Here is a 23,515-nt window from a genome sequence, read left to right as displayed (position 1 = left end):
CGCATGCCGCGAGAAGCGCGTGCGTCAGTGCGTTGCGGCAGGCACAGGCGTAGTGCTGGTGGCCGCGGGTGCGCTTGCCTGCCAGCCGCACAATTTCCCCTGGTTCTGTTGCTTCAGCCACTCGCTCATCGGTGCGAAGTAGTCCAGCATCGGGCCGGCATCCAGGCGGTCGTTGCCGGTGAGTTCCTTCAGCGTGGTCTGCCAGGGTTGGCTGGAACCACGTTGCAGCATCGACCAGAACTTCTGCCCGGCGTCCTTGTTGCCGTAGAAACTGCACTCGTACAAGGGGCCCTGATGGCCGGCGGCTTCGCACAGGCCCTTGTAGAACTGGAACTGCAGGATGTGCGCAAGAAAATACCGGGTGTACGGTGTATTGCCGGGCACATGGTACTTGGCGCCGGCATCGAAGAACTCTTCGCCACGTGGGCTCGCCGGTGCCACGCCCTGGTACCTGGCCTTCAGTTCCCACCAGGCCTGGTTGTAATGCTCGGGGGGGATCGACCCGTCGAACACGCCCCAGCGCCAGCGGTCGATCATCAGGCCGAACGGAAGGAAGGCGACCTTGCTCAGCGCCATGCGCATCTGCGAATTGATCAGCGCCTCGCGGCTGGTTTGTCGTTCGCCCACCATGCCGATCGACTGCAGATACTTGGGCGTCATCGCCAGCACGATGGTGTCGCCGATCGCTTCGTGGAAGCCATCGTTGGCACCGTTCTGAAACAGGGGCGGCAGCGGGTTGTAGGCCAGGTCGTAATAGATGTGCCCAAGCTCGTGATAGATGGTGGTGAAATCCTCTTCGGTCGGCTTGATGCACATCTTGGTGCGCACGTCCGCACCGATGTTCTGCGTCGCTTCGCCGCCCATGTTCATGTCCCACGCGCTGGCGTGGCAGACCACGTCGCGGTCCAGCGGTTTGATGAACTGCGAACGCTGCCAATAGGTGTCGGGAAGCTTGGGCATGCCGAGCGAGGTGTAGAAATCCTGCGCACGCTCGGTCATCTGTTTTGCGGTACGCAGCTGCGCTTCGCGCTCGGCCTGGAAGCGTGTGCCGCTGCCGCCGTCTGTGCCGGTGTTGCGTGCCAGCACCGCACTCAGGTTGCCCTGGTATTGTTTTTCCAGCGCCGCGGTGATGTCCAGATCGCCCGCACCCGGGTAGGGCTGCAGCAGGTCCCACAGATTGCTCCAGTCCTGCTGCCACATATTGCCCATCAGATGCGCGGGCAACATGCCGCCGGCGAGCTCGCCCCTGTCCTTGCCGTATTGCGTATCGAGCTTGCCGCGCGCATAGCACTGCAGTTGTGCGTACAGCGGCTTGACCTGCTCCCAGAGACGGTCGGTTTCGCTGGCCAGTTGCGCTGGCGGCATGTCGTAACCACTGCGCCACAGCACGCCGACATCGGCAAAGCCCAACCCGCGCGCGCCCTCGTTGGCGAGCTCGACAAACCGCTGGTAGTCCTTGCGCATCGGGATTGCGGTGCCATGCCAGCCCTGCCAGGCATCGAATTGTTCGGCGTAATCACGGCTACTGGCCAGCACGTGTTCCAGCTCGCCAAGCTGGCGGCAGCGGCGTTGTTCGCCATCGCCCACGCAATAACTGGCCGCACCATAATCGCCTTCCATCTTGGCGGCGATCCGGGTGAGCTCTGCCAGCTTGGCCGGGTCGCGTGGGGCGGGCAGGGCGCTCATCAATTTCAGCAGTTGCAATGCACGCGCGCTGTCGGCCGACATCGGGGTGCCTGCATACTGCTTGGATTGTGCGATCCAGCGGTCCAGTTGTGTCAGCGAGCGCTCGTTGGCTTTGGCGGCCAGCAGCTGCGAATCGCCGTTGATATAGGTCGAAGACAACCACTGCGCGGCGGTGAGTTCCGGATACGCGGCCTTGTACTCGGCGCTGATGCGTGCGACGAATTGGTCGGCGCTTTCCTCCGGCGCAGTTTTGGTGGCAGTAGGCTTGGCGGGTGCTGCCGCGTCCTGACGGCAGGCCGACAGTGACAGGGTGCCGGTGGCCACGGCCAGTGCCAGCCACAACAAACGAGGATTCACAGATGGTCCTTGCGGTGAAGTCCGACGCAGGCTAGAGCGCGTCGGGTTCCACCGCAAGCGCTGTCACGGTGCACGCGACTTGGGTGGGCTGCAAATCCATCTGTGCTCGCCATGTGTGCTCGTCAGAGCAAGCGCCACATTGCATGCCCACCGCGGGCGGGCACGGCCGTTACCTGTTTGCTCGCGATGTACTGCCAGCTGCTTCAAGACTGGGGGACCGGTTGCATTGGGTTGATGGAACGGTGCAGGCGGATCAGTTGCAGAGCGGATGATCTGCCGCTTGGTTGCAGGGCCCTTGCCCGCCCACCATCGCAGGACACGCCGCAAGTACGTCCCTGTAGGCTCTTACGCGGCATCCATGCCGCGTAAGGTCCCGCGACGGTGGGCAGGCAAGGACCCGTCGAGATAGTCGGTGTGCACGGTAAGAGCAGTGCCTGATGCGCGTTGTTCGGAGCGTCGTGCGTCCGAAAATCTGTCCATCGCAAGCCGCACAGCAAGTCTTCAAGAAAGCAGCCGACCAACTTCCTGGTGCGGTGTCCTTGCCGGTTGCGGGACCCTTGGCGGCATGGATGCCGCCAAGGAGCCTCCATGGACGGATTCACGGCGTGTCCCGCAAGCGGTGAGGGCACCGCGCACTCGACGAGCCGAGCTTTTGATTTAAGCATCTGATTGCGATTAAAGGCGGCCACGGTTTGAAGTCCCGATTGCTTTGGGCGTCGTGCTCCAAAGGTCTGGACAGCGCGGATAGATCGGCTACAGAGCGGCTGATCTGCCGCTTGGCTGCGGGGTCCTTGTCCGCCCACCATCGCAGGACACGCCGCAAGTACATCCTTGTAGGCTCTTACGCGGCATCCATGCCGCGTAAGGTCCCGCGACGGTGGGCGGGCAAGGACCAGTCGGGATGGTTGGTGTACACATCTAAGCGCAGTGTTTGATGCGCGTTGCTGGATGCTGATGCACAGGCCAGACTTCCGATGCATGGCGAGCGACAAGTAGCTTTTCACGTGGCCACCGACCAACTTGCCAGTGCGGTGCCCTTGCCGATTGCGGGACTCTTGGCGGCATGGATGCCGCCAAGGAGCCTCCACGGACGGATTCACGGCGTGTGGCGCGAGCGGCTAGGGCACGCGCCTCTGATAAGCCATGCTTGAAAATTCAGCCGCATTTATCCCGTGCATTGCGCAAACAGATCGCGCTCGCGTGCATAGGCGCTGGTCTTGACCTGCATCAGCCCGAGCACCGACGGAAACAGCGCGTCCTGATCGGTGTACTGGCCGGCACGGTGGCGCAGGCAGGTTTCGTCCAGGCCGCGGTCGCGGGCGAATTCCGGCGAGAACCACATCACCATCGGTACGTGGGTCTGCTCCTTGGGCGCGATCGCATACGGTACGCCATGCAGGTAGAGCCCTTTTTCGCCGAGCGATTCGCCGTGATCGGAGAGGTAGATCATCGCGGTGTCGTAGTCCTGCAGCCCGCGCAGTGTGTGGATCGCCTGGTTGAGGAAGTGATCGGTATAGGTGATGGAATTGTCGTAGGCGTTGACGATGCTCTGGCGGCTGCAACTGCCCAGATCGGCGGTCTTGCACACGGGCTTGAAACGTTCGAATTGTGCCGGGTAGCGCTCAAAGTAACTCGGCCCGTGGCTGCCAAGTTGATGCAGCACCACCACGCGGTCGCCGGGCTTTGCGCGCACTTGCGCAGCCAGGTCGCTGAGCAGGATCTCGTCCATGCAACGGCCATCGGCGCACAGCCCTGGCGTGGTCGCATCGTCCAGCTTATCGATTTCCAATCCATCGCAGACGCCCTTGCAGCCGGATTGGTTGTCGCGCCACAGCGTGGAAATGCCGGCGTGTTCGAGCACATGCAGCAGCGACTGGTGGCCGCGGATCATGTCTTCGTTGTAATCGCGACGGCCGAACGGCGAGAACATGCACGGTACCGAGACCTCGGTGCTGGTGCCGCACGAATGCATGTCGGGAAAATTGATCACCCCGGCCTGCGCCAGCTCGGGCGTGGTCTGGCGCGCATAGCCGTTGAGGCCCCAGTTCTGCGCACGTGCGGTTTCGCCCAGCACCACCAGCAGCAGGCGCGGGCGGCTTCCCGGTGCACGTGGCGTGGCCATGGCGTCGTGTTCAACCGGTTGTTTGGGCGCATGCTTGATCGGCGAATCGGATTTGAGGTTCTGCCGCAGCGCCACGATGTAGTTGATCGGCGTGGCCAGGTAACGCACTTCGCGGTGATTGCGCATCAGCGCGGAGACGTCCTGCGAGGACAGCATCGCGCCGGCCGCGCCGGCCACTGACACCATCAGCAGAAAGCCTGAGCGGATTGCCAGTGATCTGCCGATGCTGCGTGCGTGCAGGTGCGTGCGCCACAACAAGGCGGCCGGAATCAGGAAGTAGCACAGCAGCGGCAGGATCAAGCCGGGTGTGAGCAGTTCGCGCGATTCCTTGTGGTCGGTATGCAGCACGTTGCGCAGCATGTCTGCGTCCAGATAGACGTTGTAGCTGTCCATGTAGTGCGCAGCCAGCGCTGTGGTGAACAGCAGCAGCGTCAGCAGCGGCTTGGCGTTCCAGCGCCATACCAGCAGGCCCAGCAGCAAGGCATGCACGGCTACCAGCAACGCCATCAATGAGATGGCAAACCCGAGACTGCCCGGGTGCGTGGCCATGGCCGTGTGCCAGAACAGCTGATTGCAGACCAGTGCGAAGAACAGACTCGCCAACAGCACCAAGGTCTCGGTCGAGACTGTCGGTCGCGCTGTCCAGCTCAGTGCGCGCAGGCGCTTGAGCCCACGCGATTGCGGTAGATAGGTGCTCATGCTGCATCCCCCGATCGCAACACCACATCATTGGCGCGATGCGGTCGAGCCAGCATTACGCAGTACAGCGCAAGTGCGGTTCCCCAACACACCGCCAGCGACCACAGGTCGTGCGACAGAAAATGCGCGCCGCGTAGTTGCTGCGCGATGCCGAATAACAGCCCTGCCGCGATGCCCACCCACAAAGCCGGGCCACGCCACGCAGGACGCAGTGCCAACGCACAGAAATACAGTGCCACCCACGCATAACCGGCGCTGGCGTGGCCTGCAGGAAAACAACCGGACGCGGCAATGCCATGGCACGATTCGAAGAGCCCGATCATCGGCCGGCTGCCGCCGTAACGACTCAGATCCCACGGGCAATCCATCGCCGTCCAGGACTTGAGCAAGGACACCAGCGAGGTCGACAGCGCGACCGATGCAACCAGATACGTCAAAGGCCAGCGCAGCACACGCAAGCGCGGCCGGCACCAGGTCACAAGCGCCAGCGTCAGCACGCTGACAGCAGCAGCGGTACTCAACCATTTGCCGACGCGGTGAACCACGTCGCTGGTGAACCATTGGTCCTTGAGCTGCCAGTGTCCACCTTCCAGCCGATACAACGCATCGGCAACCCACTGGTCGCCGCCGGCGCCCATCAACAGCGCGCTGAGCACCATCACACCGGCCAGCGGCAGCCAAAGATGCCGAACCAGAAAGCGGGTTTGCGCAATGGTACCTGTGCGCGCCAGGGCAGGTGCGTATACGGGAAGTGTGGTCATCGAAGCATCGGCCGGTGGTCTATGCCCGGCATCTTCGAAAGTGGCATGTCGGAAAGCGGTCGGACCGGAGTTGCTCGTCCGTTAACGCGCTATCCGGCGTTCAGTCTGTCTCGTCAACGCCTGTGTCGGCGTCGGACGCGGTGGCGACGCAGCCGGCATGCCATGCCGTGCCCGGCAGCAACTGCCATTGATTGCGGTTGGACTCGCCGATATCGATCCGTTGCGCCGGATCGATGCACGCCGGTACCGCCTGCTTGAGCACGAACAGCCAACGGCGCTCGGGTGCGTGCGCAAGCCATGGACCTGCCTTGGTCCATTGCTGCTGCCAACTCGCCTTGAAACCGAAGTCGGTCACCGCCCTGTCCGCCTGCAGCATGTTCTGCTCGCGCCAGGCCAGCATGCCGAGCTCGGCCTCCGGGCCGATACGCTGTCCCACGCGCTGCATCAGGCGAGCGGCAGAACTGTAAGGGTCCAATGCCGGCATCAAGCCCAGGCCGTACACGCTCCATAGTGCGGCGGTCACCACCACCACCGCGGTGCCGGTGCGCTTGCCACGCGACCATGCAGCTGCCGCCAGGCCGGCCACGCCCAGGCCGATCAACCAGATACCCACCGACTGCAGCGAGGCCAGCTCCATTCCGCGCTTCAAAGCGGTGTTTTGCGCCCAATGCAGATGCAGTGCGATACCGCTGCCCAACGCAAGAGCGGCCAGCGCAAGCAGCAGCAGGTAGCCGGTCAGCAATACGCGGACACCACGCTTGCGCAGCAGTCCGGCCAGAAGCGGTGCGGCGGCCACGCACAGGGCCGGCAGCATCGGAAAGATGTAGACCTCGCGCTTGCCCGGGCTGGCGCTGAAGAACACCAGCACCAGCATGCTCCAGGCAAGCAGCAACAGATAGCGCGGATCGCCACGTCGCAGCCGCCGCCACCAGGCCGGCAGCAACCAGGGCAACACCAGGCAGCCGGGCAACACCAGGCAGCCGGGCAACCACAGCGTGGCGATCACCTGCAGGTAGTACCAGGCCGGCTTGAGGTGATGCCAGGCGTGCGCGTAGCGGGTGCCGGTCTGCTTGAACAACAATTCGTGCGCGTAGGCATGCAGCGTCGGGTCGTTGCCCTGCCATAACGCGATGCCGAGCGGACCAAGCCACACTGCAGTCCCGGCCAGAAATGCCGGCAGCACCAGCAACCAGCTGCGCCCGGCCTGGGCGCGCGCCGGCAGCACACTCCGGTGCCTGCGCGGCAGCGCCATCCACGGCAGCAACAGCAGCAATGGCAAGAAGCCCACGCCCTTGGTCACCGTGCCGACGCCGGCTGCGAACAATCCCAGCGTCCATGCGCGCCAGTCCGGCCCGCGCAGCAGATGCCGCAGCATCCCCCACAACGACAGCGTGGTCAGCGCCACCAGCACCATGTCGATCTGCGCACGCTTGGCCATCAGGCCGAACTGCAGCACCGCAAACAACGCCAGTAACGCATAACGCGCCACGCGTCGGTTCCATAACCGCCGCGCGATGTCCCAGGTCAGCCACAACGTGGCCAGCGCAGCCAGCAGCGAAGGCAGCAGGAACGCGACCGGCCAGTGCGGCACCAGCTCGTAGCTGGCGGCCTGCAACCACATGAACACCGGCGGCTTTTCGGCGTACAGCTCGCTACCCCGGTGCGGCAATAGCCACTGACCGGTCCCGATCATGGCGCGTGCGGCCAGCACAAAGCGCGGCTCGTCCGGCGGGTTGGGCTGACGCAGGCCGATGCCGGCCAGCAGGCTGACGACGATCAGCAGCACGGCAACAAGCAGCGCACGCTGGCGGGAAGTAGCGGCGGAGATGGAAGGCGACATGCGCACGCCCGGATCGGTGGCGGCACACTATCCGGCACGCAGGTCGGAATTTTGTCGGAACCACCGAGAGCGGCTGTGTTCGGCCAGGCTCGGTTAGGATGCGCACATCGTCCCTGCCGGGCCGCCCTGGAAACGCGCTCATGCGGCTGCTGGTCATCGAAGACAACCGCAATATGGTTGCCAACCTGTTCGACTATTTCGAGGCGCGCGGACACACCCTGGACGCAGCGCCCGATGGCATCACCGGCCTGCATCTGGCCACCACCCAGCAGTACGACGTGCTGGTGCTGGACTGGATGATGCCGCGCATGGACGGCCCGGAAGTACTGCGCCGCCTGCGCGAGCAGCACCAGTCCGAGCTGCCGGTGATCATGCTCACCGCCCGCGACGAATTGCCCGACAAGATCGCCGGTTTTCGTGCCGGCGCCGACGACTATCTGACCAAGCCGTTCGCACTCCCGGAACTGGAAGTCCGCATCGAGGCCCTGCTGGCGCGTGCGCATGGGCGTCGACGCGGCAAGTTGCTACAGGTGGCCGATCTACGTCTGGACCTGTCCACGCTGGAAGCCACCCGCGCCGGCCAGGTGCTGCACCTGTATCCGGCCTGCCGCAAGTTGCTGGAAGTGCTGATGCAGGCCAGCCCCGCGGCCGTCACCCGACAGCGGCTGGAGCAATCGCTGTGGGGCGACGATCCGCCCGACGGCGACATGCTGCGCTCGCATATCTACGAGTTGCGTCGCAGCGTGGATGGTCCCTTCGTGCACAAACTGATCCACACCCTGCCGCGGCTGGGCTATCGCCTGGCGCCGCTGGAAGGCGCCGGCGATCCGGCCGCCGGCGAGTGCAGCGATGGTTAGGCAGCGCTCGTTGGGCCGCCGCGTGCTCGTATGGCTGTTCGGTTACACGCTGCTGATGGTGCTGGCAGTGTTCGGCACCGCGCAGTATCTGCACGAGCGCGCAGAACACGGCGTATGGCGCTCGTTGTTGAATTCGGAACTGGACAGCATCCTGGATCGCAGTGCGCAGAATCCGGATTACCGCTGGCAGGACTCGGACACCTTGCGGCTGTATCGCCTCGACGGCAGTGCGGCAGTGCCGCCGGTCTTGCGCACCCTGCATCCCGGCCTGCACGACGAGCTGGAAATCGGCGGCCGCCAGAGTGCGGTGATGGTGCGTGACACGCCGCATGCCGGGCGCCTGGCGCTGGTGCTGGATATCACCGACTTCGAAGCGCTGGAGCAGTTCATTACCCGCTGGATGCTGGCCGCAGGTGTCGCGCTGATCGGCATCACCCTGTTGATGGGAACCTATGCGATGGCGCGGCTGGTGCGCCCGTTGGTGGAGCTGGCACGCGATATCGGCGCGTTGCGTCCCGAGCGGCGTGCACAACGCATTGCCGTGGGCCCGCAGGGCAGCGCCGAGCTGTACGTGATTGCCGACGCGCTGAACGACTATCTCGATCGCAACGGCCAGTTCGTCGAACGCGAACGCGCCTTCATCGACAGTGCCAGCCACGAGTTGCGTACCCCGCTGGCGGTGATCGGCAACGCCGCCGAACTGGCGCTGGAACAACCCGGCACAGCGCCGGCCGTGCGCCACCAGCTGCAGCGCATCGCGCAGACCAGCGCCGCGGTGGAGCAGTTGATCACCTTGTTGCTGGTGCTGGCCAAGGACCCGGGCCGGCTGACGCGCAGCAGCGATACGCTGCGCCTGGATCAGTTGCTGCCGGAGATCGTCGCCGATCACGCGCATCTGCTCGCCGACAAGGATCTGCAGGTGTTCACCGATCCGCTCCCGCCATGCAGCCTCACCGCGCCGGTGGCGATCGTGCAGACCGCCATCGGCAATCTGCTGCGCAACGCGATCGAGAACAGCGATCGCGGCATCATCCGCGTCTCGCTCAGCGCCCCCGGCGTGGTGCGCATCGCCGACCCGGGTCACGGCATGACGCCGGAGGAAATCAGCGCGATTTACGCGCGCCTGGCGCGTGACAACGCACGCCAGGGCAACGGCATCGGGTTGGAGCTGATCGGACGGCTCTGCGAGCACCTGGGCTGGTATCTGCACCTGGATTCCAGCGCGGGGCAGGGCACGGTGGTGACGCTGGATCTCAGCGGCGCGCAGTGCAGCTAATCGCCGGCACGCTCAAGGCAGCTGCGCAGTGCGGCCATCGCCGCCGCCGCGGTAGCCGGAGCAGCGGCCGCCTTGCGGGCATCGTTGAAGACCTCGATGCCGATCGGCCCTGTGTAGTCCATGCCGGCCAGGCGCCGCAACAGGGCCGACAGCGGAAAGCAGCCTTCGCCCGGCAGCAGGCGCGCATGCCGCGCCACCGCGGCCAGCGCACCTGGCGCCACCGGCTGCGCCACATCGCATAACTGCACATTGGCGATGCGCGTGGCCGGGATGGCGTCCAGGTCGTCCAGCCCACGGCCTGGCGCGAACAGGTGGTAGGCATCCACCACCAGATCGATGTTGTCCGCGCCGCTGGCACGCACGCTTGCCCACGCGGCAGGCAGGGTGTGATTGACCGTGCTCCACGCCATCGGTTCGTAGGCGATGCGCAGGCCGTGCTCGGCCGCGGCACGGCCCAGCCAGCGCAGATCCTCGACGATCCGTGCGGGCACGACGTCGGCACGCGTGTTGGCCGGTGCCTGCACCACGCCCGCACCCAGTGCGGCGGCGGTTTCCAGCATCTGCAGCGCGTGCGCGCGGCAACGGTCGCGTTGCGCGTCAGCGGCACCGTCCACATCGCGCAGCACCTGGTAGTCGGTCAGTCCCAGCCCGAGCTCGCGCAGGGTGCCGCGCACCTGCGCGGGCGATCGCGCCAACTGCTGCAGGTCCTGTTCCCACAATTCGACCGCATCGAAGCCGGCCGCCTGCGCGGCCGACAACTTATCGGCTGCGGTGCCGCCCAGCAGCACCGTGTTGAGAAACAGGCTGTGCATGCGCTGCAGCCTACGCGGCGTGGCGTTGAGGAGATGTCTGCGTCGCAGTGATGCCGCGCGGCGTGACCTGCAGTGCGACGAAACGCCGCGTCTGGCGATGGGCGACCTGCACGGAGACGGCAGCCGGCATGTTTCGCGCGCGAGCACTCGGCATGGTCCGTGCGGACGCTGACGACCCCGTCGTCTGCGCCCTGCTTGTGCCACGCAATGCAGTGCCACTGCGGTGCACTGGCCACGGGCGCGATCCCGGGGCTGCATGCTGGCAGCTGGCCCGCAGGCACGCCACGGCCAGGCGGTCCGGCGTCACTGCGGCAACAGGTTGCGCGCCAGCAGCCAGCTACGGGCGTTTTCCGCGTCCTGCTCGAACCAGGCGCGCGTGGATCCCAGCCGGTAGGTGTAGCCCCAGGTGTCCATGTCGGTCATCAGGCGCGCGCTGCCCACGCCCGGCAACTGCTCGGCCAGCAGGATCTGCAGGTAACAGGTGGCGTCTTCCTCATCCGCCGAGTCGGTGGCGTCGGTATGCACGGCTGCGCGTTTGTCGGCCGGCAGGACGATCAGGTGCCCGGCCTCGTGCAGCAGCGAATGCACCGGCGTGTCGTCACGCACATAGACATCGCAGCCGATGATGCCGGCTTCCGGTTCGCCCCAGAAACTGCCGGGGATCGGCGCCCCGGCCGCCACCCGATGCAGGCGCAGCCCATAACGTGCGAGCAGGGCGGTGGGGGCATCCAGGCCGATATCGCCCACGCACAACACGCTGGCTGGCTCGGCGCTGGGGCAAGAATCGATGGTCACACGCAAGGGCTCGCGGTCGGTTCGGTCAAGGCGGCACCGTGCAGACACGGTGCCGCAGGGGATGCCTACTTGTCGCCGTCTTCGGGCAAGGCGACCGAGATATCGAGCACGTCATGCTCGCCATCCTTGACCAGATCAACCCGCACCGCATCGGCGTCGATGTTGACGTACTTCTTGATCACTTCCAGCAATTCGCGCTGCAGCAGCGGCAGGTAATCCGGCCCGCCGCGGTGGTTGCGCTCCTGCGCAATGATGATCTGCAGGCGGTTCTTGGCCGTCTCGGCGGTGTTCTTCTTGCTCTTGAGAAAATCGAGCAGGCCCATGCTTACCCTCCGAACAGCTTGCTGAAGAAGCCTTTCTTCTCCACGGATATGAATCGCATCGGGCGCTCTTCGCCCATGATGCGGGCGACCGCGTCGTCGTAGGCCTGTCCGGCCGGGGACTCGACATCCAGGATCACCGGCTCGCCCTTGTTGGAGGCGTTGAGCACATCGCCGGATTCGGGAATCACGCCGATGGCCTTCAGCCCCAGCACTTCTTCCACGTCGGTGATGCTGAGCATCTCGCCGCCTTCCACGCGGCCCGGGCTGTAGCGGGTCAGCAGCAGGAAGGCCGGCACGGTCTGGCCTTGCTCGGCCTTGCGGGTCTTGGAATCGAGCAGGCCGATGATGCGGTCCGAGTCGCGGACCGACGAGACTTCCGGATTGACCACCACCACCGCGCGGTCGGCGAAATACATCGCCAGGAATGCGCCTTTTTCGATGCCGGCGGGCGAGTCGCAGACGATGTATTCAAAACCGTCGGCGGCCAGATCCTTGAGCACCTTCTCCACGCCTTCCTGGGTCAGCGCGTCCTTGTCGCGGGTCTGCGAGGCAGCCAGCACGTACAGGTTGTCGAAGCGCTTGTCCTTGATCAGCGACTGCTTGAGCGTGGCCTCGCCATGCACGACGTTGACGAAGTCGTACACCACGCGCCGCTCGCACCCCATGATCAGATCCAGGTTGCGCAGACCGACGTCGAAGTCGATGACGGCGACCTTCTTGCCGCGCCGTGCCAGCCCGCAGGCCAGGCTCGCGCTGGTGGTGGTCTTGCCAACGCCGCCCTTGCCGGAGGTGACTACGATGATTTCAGCCAAAGGATTTCTCCGAATATTTCTGTGGTTGGGCTGCGTCAGTCCAGCGCAGCGATCTTGATCTGATCCTGCTCCAGCCAGACCTGGACGGCCTTGCCACGCAGGTCCATGGGAACATCGTCCAGCACCTTGTAGTGGCCAGCAATGGCAACCAGTTCGGCGTGGAAGTCGCGGCAGAAGATGCGCGCGTCAGGGTTGCCCTGGGCGCCGGCCAACGCGCGGCCACGCAGGGTACCGTAGATATGGATGCTGCCGTCGGCGATGACCTCTGCCCCGGCACCCACCGTACTGAGTACGGTCAGGTCGCAGTTCTCCGCATACAGCTGCTGGCCCGAGCGCACCGCGTTGCGTTGCATGCGCCCAGGAGCCGGCCGCGCGGCCGGCGCTGCGGGTTCGGCACGCGCCGGCGGCGGCGGGGGCGGCGGCGGGCTCACCGCGGTCGGCTCGTATTGCGCACGGAACTTGGCCAGCAGCGGCACCCCGAGCTGCTGCGAGAGCAGGTCGATCTCGCTGGTGCCGTAGGCCAGCGCCACCGGCAACACGCCGGCATCGCGCAGACCGTCCAGCAGCGCCTTGGCCGTGACCAGGTCCGGCAACTGCGACAGCCCGCCGAAATCCAGGATCACCGCCGCGCGTCCGAACAACTTCGGCGCGCGGGTCACGCGTTCGCGCATCTCCCGCACAAGGCGCGGCACGTCCAGCGTGCGCACGCGCAGATTGGCAATGCCCACCTGGCCGATCTTCAGTTCGCCGGCCTGTTCAAAATCCACATTCACGCTCGCCACGCCTCAACTCCCCGTCGACGGGTTGTCGGCGGCGGCATGACGTGGCCGGCCGACCCACGGCAACTGCTCGGGCAACTTACCGCCATAGGTCTCCTGGACCCACGGATAGCTGCACATGTCTTTCATCAGCATGCTGGCGCGCACCTCGACGTCGGCCATGGTGTTCTGGCCGACCTCGCGGAAGCCGAAGCTGCCATGGAACAGCAACGCCGCATCGGCGCCATGGTCCAGGAACACTTCGCAGGCCAGTTGCGGGTAGCGCAACTCGGTGTAGCTCTGCACATCGGCATAGAACGCACGCCCGACGCCGCCGCCGCGACGTCGGCTGGCGACCACGATGCGGTCGATGTAGAAGAATTCCGGGTGACGGTCCCGGAACCAGGCGAAATTGCTGCTGTCATGCGCATTGCCGCTGCCGAACCCGACCAGAAACCCGGCCAGGTTGCCGTCGCGCTCGGCGACGCGGAAATATTCGGCCTGCTCGTAGAAACGTTGCAGCTTGGTTGAATCCAGCGGCAGGATTGCCAGTCCGGCATTGTTGTTCAGGGCCAGGACGGAATCGAGCTCGTGCTCGCGCACGTCGCGGATAACGATCGACATTAGGACTCCGTGGTAACGCTCTCGACCCGAAATCGGATCTGCGTCGGATTATTGCATGCGTGGCCCGACGCGGCGACCCGCCATGTGCTGCCCGCCAATACGTGTGCACTGAAGGGCCGGCCGCGCCACGCCCAGGCTGCAAGGTGTCGCTGCCAAGGCGGCCGGTCCGTGCAGGGACATGCATGACTTCCGGCAAGAGGGCAGCCGCCCGGGTAACGCCTAAGATGCCTGCATGTTGGGATACCTCAGTCATACGCGCGTCCTGCGCTTCGCCGGCCTGTTCACCTGGGCGATGATCGCCATGCCGTTGGTGTACACCTACTGGCCGGCAGCCGAGGAGGGCGACCACCGCAGCGTGGCCGAAGGCCTGCTGATGTCGGCGTTCTTCGTCGGCTTCGGCGCCAGCTACTTCTGGCTGACCCGCGGCCTGAGCAGCGGCGGCCATGCGCATTGGTACGACCGGCTGATCCTGCTGCTGCTGACCATCTTCGCGCTGGCGGTCAGCTATCTGAGCGGGACCGGGCTGGGCAGCATCCTGATGATGGTGGCGGCCGGGGTGATTCCCTGGCTGCTGCCGCTACGGATCGGCGTGGCCTGGCTGGTGCTCAGCCAGCTGGCGGTGCTGCCGGTGTTCTATTACCTGCGCCCGGACTTCACCCTGTTCGCCGCGCTGATGCAGTCGTTATTGTATGGCGGCTTCTCGATGTTCATCTTCGTGACCAGCCTGGTCGCGCGCCAGCAGACCGATGCCCGCGAAGAACAGCGCCGGCTCAATGCCGAGTTGCGCGCCACCCGCGCGCTGCTGGCTGAAAGTGCCCGCGTCAACGAGCGCACCCGCATCTCGCGCGAGTTGCACGACCTGCTCGGCCACCACCTCACCGCGCTGAGCCTGAACCTGGAAGTGGCCGGCCACATCACCGACGGCCAGGCCCAGGAACACGTACGCCAGGCGCACACCCTGGCCAAGCTGCTGCTCACCGACGTGCGCGAAGCGGTCAGCCACCTGCGCGACAGCGGCGCGATCGACCTGGAAGCGGCCCTGCGCCCGCTGGTGACCCAGGTGCCATCGCTGGACATCCATCTGGACATTGCCCAGCCGCTGACCCTGGACGACCCCGAGCGCGCCCATGTGCTGCTGCGCTGTACCCAGGAAATCATCACCAATGCGGTGCGCCATGCCGGTGCGCGCAACCTGTGGATCCAGGTGCGGCGCGATGCCGATACCGTGTTGATCGACGCGCGCGACGATGGCCATGGCGCCGACACGGTGGCGCCCGGCAACGGGCTGCGCGGCATGCGCGAGCGGCTGAACCAGTATGGTGGCCAGCTCGAGATTCAAACCCGGCGGGGTGACGGCTTCGGCCTGCGCATCTCCGTTCCAGGCGCGCCGGCACTGATGCCTGCGGCCGTGACCCAAGGAGTGTTCTGATGATCCGTGTGTGCCTGGTCGACGACCAAACCCTGGTACGCCAGGGCATCCGCTCGCTGCTGGCGCTCGACAACGGCATCGAGGTGGTGGCCGAGGCCTCGGACGGCAAGCAGGCGGTCGAGCAGATCCCGCAGATCCAGCCCGACGTGGTGCTGATGGACATGCGCATGCCGGTGATGTCCGGCCTGGAGGCGCTGCAGATGCTCTCGCGCAACGGCACGCTGCCGCCGACCATCATCCTGACCACCTTCGACGACGACCAGCTGGTGCTGGCCGGGCTGAAGGCCGGCGCCAAGGGCTACCTGCTCAAGGATGTCTCGCTGGAACAACTGGTCGGCGCGATCCGCACCGTGGCCGACGGCGGCTCGCTGGTGCAGCCGGCGGTGACCCAGCGCCTGCTGTCGGGCCTGGAGCACATGCGCAACGAGTTCGTCAGCCTGGACCGGCCCGATCCGCTGACCGACCGCGAGACCGAGATCCTGCGGCTGATGGCCAGCGGCTTCTCCAACAAGGAGATCGCCAACTCGCTGGGCGTGGCCGAGGGCACCATCAAGAATCACGTCTCCAACATCCTGTCCAAGCTCGGCGTGCGCGACCGTACCCGTGCAGTGCTGAAGGCCTTCGAGCTGCAATTGGTCTGATCGGCCGCGCAGGTGGCGCAGCGTCCGGCGCGCGGCGCTGCGTCCGCTACGCCGCGCGTGTGCCAAAGCGCGCGGCGGGGTGGTCTGGTCGGTTCCGACCTGATCAGGCGCGCGGCCCGGGGCCGAAAATGGTGCCGGCAGCAATCGCATCACACACAGGCATCGCGCGATGTGCATGATAGCTGCGCGCAATCTACCCAAACCCTTGTGCAGGTTGGGATCGCGCAGTCATGGACTGCGCGGTTGCGCGGTGGATGACACCGCAAGACCGCGCTACCCGTCGCACAACTGAACATCTTTCTCGAAGCCTGCTAGGATGGCGGCTTCGCTTCACCCAACCCGGCCGTGGGATCGGCCCCGGAGACCTCCTGAATGACCCGTATTATCGAGTTCCTGATCGCCTTGGGGATCGTGGCTGGCTTGTTTGTCGTGGTGGGCTTGGTGTTGCCCTCGGAGCGGCAGATGTCCGAGAGTGTTGAGACCAACCGCAGGATGACGATTGTTTACGACACCGTGAACAGCTTCCGTCGTTTCAAGGATTGGAACCCGCTTGTGCTGCGTGACCCGAAGATCCAGCTGAAGCTGGTCAGCCCCGATGAGGGCAAGGGTGCACGCGTCGAATACAGCTCCACCGAAGGCTACATCGGCGACGGCAGCTGGGAGATCACCAACAGCGTCAAGAACGAGCGTGTTGAGATTTCGGTCGACGATCCCACCAAGGGCTACGACAAAGTCACCAACTTCACCCTTGCGCCGACTGGCAAGAACAACAAGAACGTCAAGATCACCCAGGACTACAGCGTCAAGTACGGCTGGAACCTGTTCGGTCGTTATGCCGGTCTGTATGTCAGCCGCCACGTGGGCGACGATTTGAAGCTGGGTCTGTCGCGTCTGGCGACCGCACTGGCCACCGTGCCGAATTTCGACTACCGCGCCCAGCTCGACGGCAAGCCGGTGTTGAGCGACCTCAAGCTCGTCGATGTGCCGGCCGAGGACCTGCTGGTCGTCACCGCGGGCAACATCGATCGTGACAACGAGACGATCAAGAAGTCGATCAAGGACAACCAGGAGTGGATCAAGCGCGTGATGGACGCCAACGGCCTGGAGGCTGCTGGTCCGGTCCGCATCGTGACCACCGACTTTGCCACCGACAAGTACGCGTTCGACGTGGTGCAGCCGGTCCGCAAGCGTGCTGGTGGCGCGCCGAAGACCGACCCGAAGGCCGACACCGCCAAGGCGAATGCCAAGAAGGATGACGCCGCGGCTGCCGCACCTGTGGATGCAACCCCGGTTGCTGCGGTGGGCGAGGAGTTGAAGGTCAACATCCCGTCGGAAGCACCGGTCAAGTACGAGCGCACCAAGGCCCACCGTTCCGCGTTTGCGACCTATGCAGGCCACATGGCCGGCCTGGACGCAGTGCGTAGCTCCCTGCGTGCCTGGGCTGCCACCAATGGCAGCGACGTGACCGAGCGTCCGTACGAGTCGTGGAAAGGCGGCGTGGACAAGTCGTTTACGCAGGACGGTACCTACGACGTCTACTGGGCCATCAAGTAATCGTCGTACCACGATGATCTGATCCAGACGAAAACGCGCCGCAGCCCTGCGGCGCGTTTTTTTTTGCGCCACGGCGCTGCAACGGAGCCGCCCCTCATGTCTGTGCTCGAACGTCGCAAGAAACATCCCTCGCTGCTGGCGTTTTGCGGCGCCTTGCTGGCCGCCATCGCGGTGGGCCTGTCGGCCTATGCCTCACACGGGGTGGCCGATGCGCTGGTGCAATCGCGGCTGCAACTGGCAGCGCTGTATGCCTTCGGCCATGGCGCTGTGCTGACGGCGCTAGGTGCTACCGAAACGCGCGCGCTCGGCCGGGTCGGCCTGTATCTGCTGTTGCTCGGCACGCTGCTGTTTGCCGGCAGCCTGGTCGGCGGCGCGCTGCTGCACTGGCCCACCAGTCTGGCACCGATCGGCGGCGTCAGCCTGATGCTGGGCTGGGTGGTGCTGGCGATCGGCGCGTTGAGGCGCTGAGCATGCCGCGCCATGTTCGTGGATTCGATGTGGAGGCCGCCTTTGCGCACCTGACCCGGCGCGATCGCGCGCTGGGTGCGTGGATGAAGCGCATCGGCCCGATCGCCGCGCAGCCGGGTTGGCGCAAGCCGTTCGATCCGGTGGATGCGTTGGCGCGCGCGATCCTGTTTCAGCAACTCAGCGGCAAGGCCGCATCGACGATCGTGGCGCGAGTGGAAGTGGCCATCGGTGCGTCGCGTCTGCATGCAGACACGCTCGGTCGCATCGATGACGCAGCACTGCGTGCCTGTGGCGTGTCCGGCAACAAGGCGCTGGCATTGCGTGATCTGGCGCGGCGCGAACTGGAAGGCGAGATTCCCTCCCTGCGCAAGCTCGCCTTCATGGACGAAGAAGCGATTGTGCAGGCACTGATCCCGGTGCGCGGCATCGGCCGTTGGACGGTGGAGATGATGCTGATGTTTCGCCTGGGTCGCCCGGATCTGCTGCCTATCGATGACCTGGGCGTGCGCAAGGGCGCCCAGCGCGTGGACAGGCAGGAGCAAATGCCCATGCCGAAGGAGCTGGCCATCCGTGGCGAACGCTGGGGCCCGTACCGCAGCTACGCCGCGTTCTATCTGTGGAAGATCGCCGACTTCAGCGTGGCAACCAAGGTGCCGACACCGCGCTCGCAGGAGTAGGTCTTTGCATTGCGGCGCGCGCGGCTTGTCGCGCGCATTACGCCGCCGACCACCGCCAGTGCCAGGGCTCGTAGATGATGCCGTAGGGATTGTCGCGCGGATAACTCAGCCGGTAGCCAAACCGATCCGCGTTGTCGCGCAGCCACGCGAAGGCGGGCGTGGTTTCGAAGGATTCTTCCACCGGCGGCTCGCCGGGCATGCCGATATCCAACGCATCGCCGCTGTGGTGCTCGCTGAAGCCGGGTGCGGTGTTGACTGCCAGGATCTGCGGCACCGTCAGGCCGCGCGCCAGCTTGCGTTCGAAGATCGCCAGTTGGTAATCGTGGCTGCGATACCCGGACAGCGCATCCAGCAGTACGCCAGCGCCTGCAGCGTCGGCCTGCATCTGTCGCCATGCACGGCTTGCGCCGGCGCTGAGCCACAGCGGCCGTGCGAAGCGATCGCGTCCGGCAAAGTGCAGGGCTGCAGGTTCGGCTACCAGGCTCAGCCCGGTCTGCAGTGGATACGCCTCCACGTCGATTTCCAGCTGCGCCAGCCGCTGGCGCACGCCGCTGACCGGCAGCAGCGTGTTCGCACGGGCCGATGCACGCCCGCCAGGCAGCTCCAGCAGCGCCAGTGCCTCGTCCAGCCCCGGCTCGGGTGCCAGTCGCGGGATCAACGGCATCACGCCCTGCGGCAGATGCGCGGCCAAATAGCGCCCGTCGCGCTTGCGCCGTAGCACCCAGTCGGCCTGCGCCAGCACGCGTGCATCCGCATTGCCGCGCGCACGCAGCATGCCTGCCGGCCACAGTTCGATGTCGGAGGTGTTGAGCAGAAAGCGTGGGGAGTTGCGCATCGCCGCAGCTTAGCGGGTGCTACGTGAGGGCTGCCAGTCCGGAGCGGCGCGAATGCTGGCGTGCGCCGATAGAGATGCTCCGTTGAGCAGCGGTGGGCGGATGCATACGAACGGGCACAGTCGCTTTCCTCTCAACCAATCACGCCTGTGCTTTGTTCAAGCACCGGCGTCCTTGTCGCCCTGCGGCTTCGGCAGGCGCCCGGCCTTGCGTAGCGCATCGCGCAGCACGTATTCGATCTGCGCGTTGAGGCTGCGCAGGTCGTCGTCGGCCCAGCGCTGCGCGGCGGCCAGCACGTCGGCGTTGATGCGCAGCGGATAGGCCTTCTTCTCGCTCACTCGCGCTCCCGGCGGCCGCTGTGGCGGCGCAGGTGCATCACCATCGAGACGATCAAGACATTCACGCCGACGAGCATGCCGATCACCACCGCGTAGATGCCGGCGCGGTTGTCGCCGGCCCAGTACAGGCAGGCGGCACCGATCAGGATGACCAGGCTGATCAAGGCCCAGCGCAGCCCCAGGCCGCGCGCGCGGTCGTCGTCGTCCGCACCGATGGAGGCGGCGATTGCCAATGCAGGCAAGCCGGAAAGCGCGACGACCAACGGCACCATGACATTCATTGCATCACCTCAATACAGCGAGCCGGCGTTGACCACCGGTTGGGTACCGCGGTCAGAACACAATACGGTGAGCAGGTTGCTGACCATGTGCGCCTTGCGCTCTTCGTCCAGCTGCACGACGCCGTTTTTCTGCAGTTCGGCCAGCGCCATTTCGACCATGCCCACCGCGCCGGCGACGATGCGCGTGCGTGCGGCGATCACCGCATTGGCCTGCTGACGCTGCAGCATGGCCTGGGCGATTTCCGGTGCGTAGGCGAGGTGGCTGATGCGCGCTTCGATCACGTCCACGCCGGCCTGGGTCAGGCGCTCGTCCAGATGGCGCTTGAGTTGTTCGCTGATTTCGGCCGGATGGCTGCGCAGCGAGATCTGATCGTCTTCGTGCTGGTCGTACGGGTAGCTGGTGGCCATCGCGCGCAGCGCCGCTTCGGACTGGATATGCACGAAGCTTTCGTAATCGTCGACGTTGTAGACCGCCTCGGAGGCGTCGAGCACCTGCCACACGATGACCGCGGCGATCTCGATCGGGCTGCCGTCCAGTTCGTTGACCTTGAGCCGGCCGCTTTCGAAGTTGCGCACGCGCTGGCTGACCCGGCGCTTGGCATAGAAGGGGCTGTTCCAGCGCAGGCCCGGGTCCTTGACCGTGCCGACGTACTTGCCGAACAGGCTCAGCACCGCCGCCTGGTTCGGCTCCAGCGTGTACAGGCCGGCCAGCATGAAGATGCCCGCCGCCACCACCAACAGCGCAATCAGGAACCCGGCTGCAGTCGGGCTGCTGGCCGCCATGGTCGTGAGAACGAACAAGGCAGCGCCCGCGAACGCCGCGCCGGTGGCGAGGATGACCGGGATGCCCGGCAGTGAGCTGATCGGCTTCTCTTTCATGAGGTGGGTGTCCTTGGGGAGTGGAAAAAAGATATCAAAGTGATATCAGTTAATGCAAGTCGTGCAGCCGGCGGCCATGGTGACGGCCCGTTAGAATGGCGGCCCCCTCCCGATCTGGACCGCGCTCATGACTACTCTCGGCACGCCGTTGTCGCCTTCCGCCACCCGCGTGTTGTTGCTGGGCTCGGGCGAGCTGGGCAAGGAAGTGGCGATCGAATTGCAGCGCTTCGGGGTGGAAGTGATCGCCGCCGATCGCTACGCCAACGCGCCGGCGATGCAGGTCGCGCACCGTTCGCACGTGCTGGACATGCTTGATCCCCAGGCGCTGCGCGCGCTGATCGCCCGGGAGCAGCCGCATCTGATCGTGCCGGAGATCGAGGCGATCCATACCGAAACGTTGGTCGCGCTGGAGCGCGAGCAGGGCCAGCGGGTCATCCCGACCGCGCGCGCCGCACGGCTGACCATGGACCGCGAAGGCATCCGTCGCCTGGCTGCCGAAACGCTTGGCTTGCCGACCTCGCCGTACCGCTTCGTCGACACGGCTGCCGACTATCGCGAGGCGATCGCCGCGGTCGGCCTGCCGTGCGTGGTCAAGCCGGTGATGTCGTCCTCGGGCAAAGGCCAGAGCACCTTGCGCAGCGAAGCGGACATCGATGCGGCCTGGGAGTACGCGCAGACCGGCGGACGTGCCGGTGCCGGCCGCTGCATCGTCGAGGGCTTCATCGACTTCGATTACGAGATCACCTTGTTGACCGTGCGGCATGCCGGTGGCACGTCGTTCTGCGACCCGATCGGGCATTGGCAGAAAGACGGCGACTACCGCGAGAGCTGGCAGCCGCAGCCGATGTCAGCGGCGGCCTTGCAGCGCTCGCAGCAGATTGCGCAGGCCATCACCGACGACCTGGGCGGTCTGGGCCTGTTCGGGGTGGAGTTGTTCGTCAAGGGCGACGAGGTGTGGTTCAGCGAGGTCTCGCCGCGCCCGCACGACACCGGCCTGGTCACGCTGGTGTCGCAGGACCTGAGCGAATTCGCCCTGCACGCGCGCGCGATTCTCGGCCTGCCGGTCGGTGCGGAAAACGGCGGCGTGATCCGTCAGAGCGGCCCGTCGGCGTCGTGCGCGTTGCTCGCGCACGGCCATGGCGTGCCGGTCTTCGACAATGTCGCGCAGGCCCTGCGCGACTCGGACACCGCATTGCGTCTGTTCGGCAAGCCGCGCGTGGACGGTCACCGCCGCGTCGGCGTCACGCTGGCGCGCGCGTACAGCATCGACGCCGCGCGCGCGAAGGCGCGTGTAGCCGCTCAAGCATTGCAGATCCAGCTGGACTGAGCGCTGCGCTCGTCGTGGCGCGGTTGCGGCGACCAGCCGCAATCGCGCCATGACACAAGCAACCACCCGACGCTTCAAATCCCCAATCCCGAATCACCGCTCCCCAGCCACATCCACCCAGACCGCATGATGGTCGCTGCCGTCGGCGATCGCCGCTTCCGGCGCGGTGCTGGCGGGCCAGAAAATGCCGCTGCCGATCAAGGTGAACTGGCGCGAGGGCAGCACGTAGTCCAGCCGCATCGTGCCTGCCTGCGGCCCGAAATCGCCGGTGACCTGGTGCGGGTCGCCCGTATGGGCAATGCCTTGCGCGGCGTACTCGGCGGTTTTTTCCGGGCCGCCTGCGCTGTGCGGTGTGGGGTACTGCAGCACCCGCGGGTGCGTGATCAAGGCGCGGATCGCATCGTGCCGGCCGGCGCCGTCGACCGGGTCGTTATTGAGGTCGCCGAGAATGACGAAGCGCGCATCGGCGGGCAGCCCGCCGCAGCGGCCCTGGTCGTCGCACAGCCAGCTGGCATCTGTGGGGTTGTCCAGATACTCGCGCCATAGCCGCAGCTCGTCGTGGTTGCGGGCGACGTTGCGCTTCTCGGCGCCATCGAACACCGGCGGGGTGGGGTGCGACACCAGCGCGTGCACCACGCCCAGCGGCGTGCGCACCGGCACGTCCCAGTGCGATTTGGACGACAGCCGCAGCTGCGCCCAAATCGCGTCGCTATAGAACGATTGTGTGCTGGACGGGTCGGTCGGGCGCAGCGCGCCCGGCAGCGCGCTCCATTTCAGCAACTGGAAACTGCGCACCGCCTGTGCGTCGATCGGGTAGCGCGACAGCACCAGCATGCCGTACTGGCCGGGATGCAATCCGTAGCCCCAGGCATCGTTGCCGCGGGTGCGGCCATCGCCACCGATGCTGCCGTTGTTGTCCAGATCCAGGCCGCTGGGCACGCCGGTATTGACCGGGGCCAGATAGCGATACGGATAGCGCAACGCTTCGCCGCCGCCCGGCTGGGCGACCTGCAGATAGCGCTGCTGGAACAGATCGGCGGCGCGGTGCTCGGGGTCGAAGTCGAACTCGTTGAGCAGCACCAGATCCGGACGCACCCGCTGCAGCACCGCGGCGATCTTGCGCGCATGCGCGCTGTCGCCCTGCAGTTCGCGCACCAGGCCGCCGGCCTGGTCGGAATACAGGGAGGTGTTGTAGGTCGCGATGCGTAGCTGGGTTGGCGCGGACGTGGCAGTCGCCTTTGAGCTCGTCTCCGGGGAGGTCGCGTGATGTGCGCAGGCGGCGCAGAGCGCGGTCAGCGCAAGCAGTAAAAGAGGTCTGATCATCGCGACATTCTCGCATGTGCAAGACGACAGGCCGATGTCGTCC

General features: G+C 65.7%; 23 protein-coding genes. 8 read left to right on the top strand and 15 right to left on the bottom strand.

Going from position 1 to position 23,515, the window contains the following annotated elements; genetic code table 11:
- Window positions 1-24: 24 nt before the first annotated feature.
- The 4 genes from FHT08_RS08065 to FHT08_RS08050 form a co-directional block, all read right to left on the bottom strand.
- On the bottom strand, window positions 25-2,043 hold the full coding sequence (locus FHT08_RS08065) for a M2 family metallopeptidase (RefSeq protein ID WP_166774819.1): 2,019 nt from the start codon (window positions 2,041-2,043) through the stop codon (window positions 25-27).
- Window positions 2,044-3,208: 1,165 nt separating this feature from the next.
- On the bottom strand, window positions 3,209-4,864 hold the full coding sequence (locus FHT08_RS08060) for a phosphoethanolamine--lipid A transferase (protein ID WP_166774818.1): 1,656 nt from the start codon (window positions 4,862-4,864) through the stop codon (window positions 3,209-3,211).
- Window positions 4,861-5,625 (bottom strand): phosphatase PAP2 family protein, encoded by a 765-nt coding sequence (locus FHT08_RS08055; RefSeq protein WP_166774817.1) that lies wholly within the window; start codon window positions 5,623-5,625, stop codon window positions 4,861-4,863. Before FHT08_RS08055 ends, FHT08_RS08060 begins: the two co-directional genes overlap by 4 nt.
- Before the next feature lie 100 nt (window positions 5,626-5,725).
- The gene (locus FHT08_RS08050) at window positions 5,726-7,471 is read right to left on the bottom strand and encodes a glycosyltransferase family 39 protein (RefSeq protein ID WP_166774816.1); all 1,746 of its coding nucleotides are present in this window, start codon (window positions 7,469-7,471) and stop codon (window positions 5,726-5,728) included.
- Between the two features lie 134 nt (window positions 7,472-7,605).
- On the opposite strand from FHT08_RS08050, the gene FHT08_RS08045 reads away from it, so the two are divergent.
- Together FHT08_RS08045 and FHT08_RS08040 are read left to right on the top strand one after the other, a co-directional pair.
- Window positions 7,606-8,322, top strand: coding sequence for a response regulator transcription factor (locus tag FHT08_RS08045; protein WP_104538271.1), 717 nt, complete (start codon window positions 7,606-7,608; stop codon window positions 8,320-8,322).
- Entirely contained in the window at window positions 8,315-9,598 is a 1,284-nt protein-coding gene (locus FHT08_RS08040; protein ID WP_104538270.1) for a HAMP domain-containing sensor histidine kinase, read from the top strand. Before FHT08_RS08045 ends, FHT08_RS08040 begins: the two co-directional genes overlap by 8 nt.
- Here FHT08_RS08040 and FHT08_RS08035 read toward each other — a convergent pair.
- The 6 genes from FHT08_RS08035 to FHT08_RS08010 form a co-directional block, all read right to left on the bottom strand.
- Window positions 9,595-10,410, bottom strand: a complete 816-nt coding sequence (locus FHT08_RS08035) for a sugar phosphate isomerase/epimerase family protein (RefSeq protein WP_104538269.1) — start codon at window positions 10,408-10,410, stop codon at window positions 9,595-9,597. The two genes, FHT08_RS08040 and FHT08_RS08035, sit on opposite strands and share 4 nt — an antisense overlap.
- 303 nt (window positions 10,411-10,713) lie before the next feature.
- Window positions 10,714-11,211 carry a hypothetical protein gene (locus tag FHT08_RS08030; protein WP_166774815.1) on the bottom strand — a complete coding sequence of 166 codons (498 nt, stop codon included), beginning with the start codon at window positions 11,209-11,211 and terminating at the stop codon, window positions 10,714-10,716.
- Window positions 11,212-11,270: 59 nt separating this feature from the next.
- On the bottom strand, window positions 11,271-11,528 hold the full coding sequence (gene minE, locus FHT08_RS08025) for a cell division topological specificity factor MinE (protein WP_005994583.1): 258 nt from the start codon (window positions 11,526-11,528) through the stop codon (window positions 11,271-11,273).
- Between the two features lie 2 nt (window positions 11,529-11,530).
- Window positions 11,531-12,340 (bottom strand): septum site-determining protein MinD, encoded by an 810-nt coding sequence (minD, locus tag FHT08_RS08020; protein ID WP_104538267.1) that lies wholly within the window; start codon window positions 12,338-12,340, stop codon window positions 11,531-11,533.
- Window positions 12,341-12,375: 35 nt separating this feature from the next.
- Window positions 12,376-13,122 (bottom strand): septum site-determining protein MinC, encoded by a 747-nt coding sequence (minC, locus tag FHT08_RS08015; protein ID WP_104538266.1) that lies wholly within the window; start codon window positions 13,120-13,122, stop codon window positions 12,376-12,378.
- Window positions 13,123-13,125: 3 nt separating this feature from the next.
- Complete coding sequence (locus FHT08_RS08010) at window positions 13,126-13,722, bottom strand: GNAT family N-acetyltransferase (protein ID WP_047125782.1); 597 nt, start codon at window positions 13,720-13,722, stop codon at window positions 13,126-13,128.
- A gap of 232 nt (window positions 13,723-13,954) precedes the next feature.
- On the opposite strand from FHT08_RS08010, the gene FHT08_RS08005 reads away from it, so the two are divergent.
- From FHT08_RS08005 to FHT08_RS07985, 5 genes are all read left to right on the top strand, one after another.
- Window positions 13,955-15,151: a sensor histidine kinase gene (locus tag FHT08_RS08005; protein ID WP_016901692.1), complete on the top strand. Its 1,197-nt coding sequence runs from the start codon at window positions 13,955-13,957 to the stop codon at window positions 15,149-15,151.
- Entirely contained in the window at window positions 15,151-15,792 is a 642-nt protein-coding gene (locus FHT08_RS08000) for a response regulator transcription factor (RefSeq protein ID WP_005990002.1), read from the top strand. The genes FHT08_RS08005 and FHT08_RS08000 overlap by 1 nt, the downstream gene beginning before the upstream one ends.
- 372 nt (window positions 15,793-16,164) lie before the next feature.
- The gene (locus FHT08_RS07995) at window positions 16,165-17,346 is read left to right on the top strand and encodes an SRPBCC family protein (RefSeq protein ID WP_166774814.1); all 1,182 of its coding nucleotides are present in this window, start codon (window positions 16,165-16,167) and stop codon (window positions 17,344-17,346) included.
- A 96-nt stretch (window positions 17,347-17,442) separates the two neighbouring features.
- Window positions 17,443-17,814: a DUF423 domain-containing protein gene (locus tag FHT08_RS07990; protein WP_104538264.1), complete on the top strand. Its 372-nt coding sequence runs from the start codon at window positions 17,443-17,445 to the stop codon at window positions 17,812-17,814.
- 2 nt (window positions 17,815-17,816) lie between these two features.
- Entirely contained in the window at window positions 17,817-18,491 is a 675-nt protein-coding gene (locus FHT08_RS07985) for a DNA-3-methyladenine glycosylase (protein ID WP_166774813.1), read from the top strand.
- 37 nt (window positions 18,492-18,528) lie between these two features.
- On the opposite strand, the gene FHT08_RS07980 is transcribed toward FHT08_RS07985, so the two are convergent.
- The 4 genes from FHT08_RS07980 to FHT08_RS07965 form a co-directional block, all read right to left on the bottom strand.
- Window positions 18,529-19,326, bottom strand: a complete 798-nt coding sequence (locus tag FHT08_RS07980) for a M15 family metallopeptidase (protein WP_166774812.1) — start codon at window positions 19,324-19,326, stop codon at window positions 18,529-18,531.
- 156 nt (window positions 19,327-19,482) lie between these two features.
- On the bottom strand, window positions 19,483-19,662 hold the full coding sequence (locus tag FHT08_RS07975; protein WP_104538261.1) for an Arc family DNA binding domain-containing protein: 180 nt from the start codon (window positions 19,660-19,662) through the stop codon (window positions 19,483-19,485).
- Window positions 19,659-19,943 carry a hypothetical protein gene (locus FHT08_RS07970; protein ID WP_104538260.1) on the bottom strand — a complete coding sequence of 95 codons (285 nt, stop codon included), beginning with the start codon at window positions 19,941-19,943 and terminating at the stop codon, window positions 19,659-19,661. The genes FHT08_RS07975 and FHT08_RS07970 overlap by 4 nt, the downstream gene beginning before the upstream one ends.
- 9 nt (window positions 19,944-19,952) lie before the next feature.
- Window positions 19,953-20,822, bottom strand: a complete 870-nt coding sequence (locus FHT08_RS07965) for an SPFH domain-containing protein (RefSeq protein WP_104538259.1) — start codon at window positions 20,820-20,822, stop codon at window positions 19,953-19,955.
- A 127-nt stretch (window positions 20,823-20,949) separates the two neighbouring features.
- Between FHT08_RS07965 and purT the strand changes: the two genes are divergently transcribed.
- A complete protein-coding gene (gene purT / locus FHT08_RS07960; RefSeq protein ID WP_166774811.1) occupies window positions 20,950-22,149 on the top strand; it encodes a formate-dependent phosphoribosylglycinamide formyltransferase in 1,200 nt (399 codons plus the stop codon).
- Between the two features lie 93 nt (window positions 22,150-22,242).
- On the opposite strand, the gene FHT08_RS07955 is transcribed toward purT, so the two are convergent.
- Window positions 22,243-23,472 carry an endonuclease/exonuclease/phosphatase family protein gene (locus tag FHT08_RS07955; protein ID WP_243848990.1) on the bottom strand — a complete coding sequence of 410 codons (1,230 nt, stop codon included), beginning with the start codon at window positions 23,470-23,472 and terminating at the stop codon, window positions 22,243-22,245.
- Window positions 23,473-23,515: the final 43 nt, after the last annotated feature.

It is taken from the genome of Xanthomonas sp. CFBP 8151 (genome assembly GCF_011761885.1).
In the GTDB taxonomy this organism is placed as follows: Bacteria; Pseudomonadota; Gammaproteobacteria; order Xanthomonadales; family Xanthomonadaceae; genus Xanthomonas; species Xanthomonas arboricola_B.
Note: the sequence above shows the minus strand (reverse complement) of the source record. Positions and strands in the feature narration are given on the sequence as shown.

What these genes read in the sequence shown, in the direction of transcription:
- FHT08_RS08060 (WP_166774818.1), bottom strand. Translation starts at nt 4,864, where the DNA reads ATGAGCACCTATCTACCGCAATCGCGTGGGCTCAAGCGCCTGCGCGCA.
- FHT08_RS08055 (WP_166774817.1), bottom strand. Translation starts at nt 5,625, where the DNA reads ATGACCACACTTCCCGTATACGCACCTGCCCTGGCGCGCACAGGTACC.
- FHT08_RS08045 (WP_104538271.1), top strand. Translation starts at nt 7,606, where the DNA reads ATGCGGCTGCTGGTCATCGAAGACAACCGCAATATGGTTGCCAACCTG.
- FHT08_RS08040 (WP_104538270.1), top strand. Translation starts at nt 8,315, where the DNA reads ATGGTTAGGCAGCGCTCGTTGGGCCGCCGCGTGCTCGTATGGCTGTTC.
- FHT08_RS08035 (WP_104538269.1), bottom strand. Translation starts at nt 10,410, where the DNA reads ATGCACAGCCTGTTTCTCAACACGGTGCTGCTGGGCGGCACCGCAGCC.
- minE (WP_005994583.1), bottom strand. Translation starts at nt 11,528, where the DNA reads ATGGGCCTGCTCGATTTTCTCAAGAGCAAGAAGAACACCGCCGAGACG.
- FHT08_RS08010 (WP_047125782.1), bottom strand. Translation starts at nt 13,722, where the DNA reads ATGTCGATCGTTATCCGCGACGTGCGCGAGCACGAGCTCGATTCCGTC.
- FHT08_RS08005 (WP_016901692.1), top strand. Translation starts at nt 13,955, where the DNA reads ATGTTGGGATACCTCAGTCATACGCGCGTCCTGCGCTTCGCCGGCCTG.
- FHT08_RS08000 (WP_005990002.1), top strand. Translation starts at nt 15,151, where the DNA reads ATGATCCGTGTGTGCCTGGTCGACGACCAAACCCTGGTACGCCAGGGC.
- FHT08_RS07995 (WP_166774814.1), top strand. Translation starts at nt 16,165, where the DNA reads ATGACCCGTATTATCGAGTTCCTGATCGCCTTGGGGATCGTGGCTGGC.
- FHT08_RS07990 (WP_104538264.1), top strand. Translation starts at nt 17,443, where the DNA reads ATGTCTGTGCTCGAACGTCGCAAGAAACATCCCTCGCTGCTGGCGTTT.
- FHT08_RS07985 (WP_166774813.1), top strand. Translation starts at nt 17,817, where the DNA reads ATGCCGCGCCATGTTCGTGGATTCGATGTGGAGGCCGCCTTTGCGCAC.
- FHT08_RS07980 (WP_166774812.1), bottom strand. Translation starts at nt 19,326, where the DNA reads ATGCGCAACTCCCCACGCTTTCTGCTCAACACCTCCGACATCGAACTG.
- FHT08_RS07970 (WP_104538260.1), bottom strand. Translation starts at nt 19,943, where the DNA reads ATGAATGTCATGGTGCCGTTGGTCGTCGCGCTTTCCGGCTTGCCTGCA.
- FHT08_RS07965 (WP_104538259.1), bottom strand. Translation starts at nt 20,822, where the DNA reads ATGAAAGAGAAGCCGATCAGCTCACTGCCGGGCATCCCGGTCATCCTC.
- purT (WP_166774811.1), top strand. Translation starts at nt 20,950, where the DNA reads ATGACTACTCTCGGCACGCCGTTGTCGCCTTCCGCCACCCGCGTGTTG.
- FHT08_RS07955 (WP_243848990.1), bottom strand. Translation starts at nt 23,472, where the DNA reads ATGATCAGACCTCTTTTACTGCTTGCGCTGACCGCGCTCTGCGCCGCC.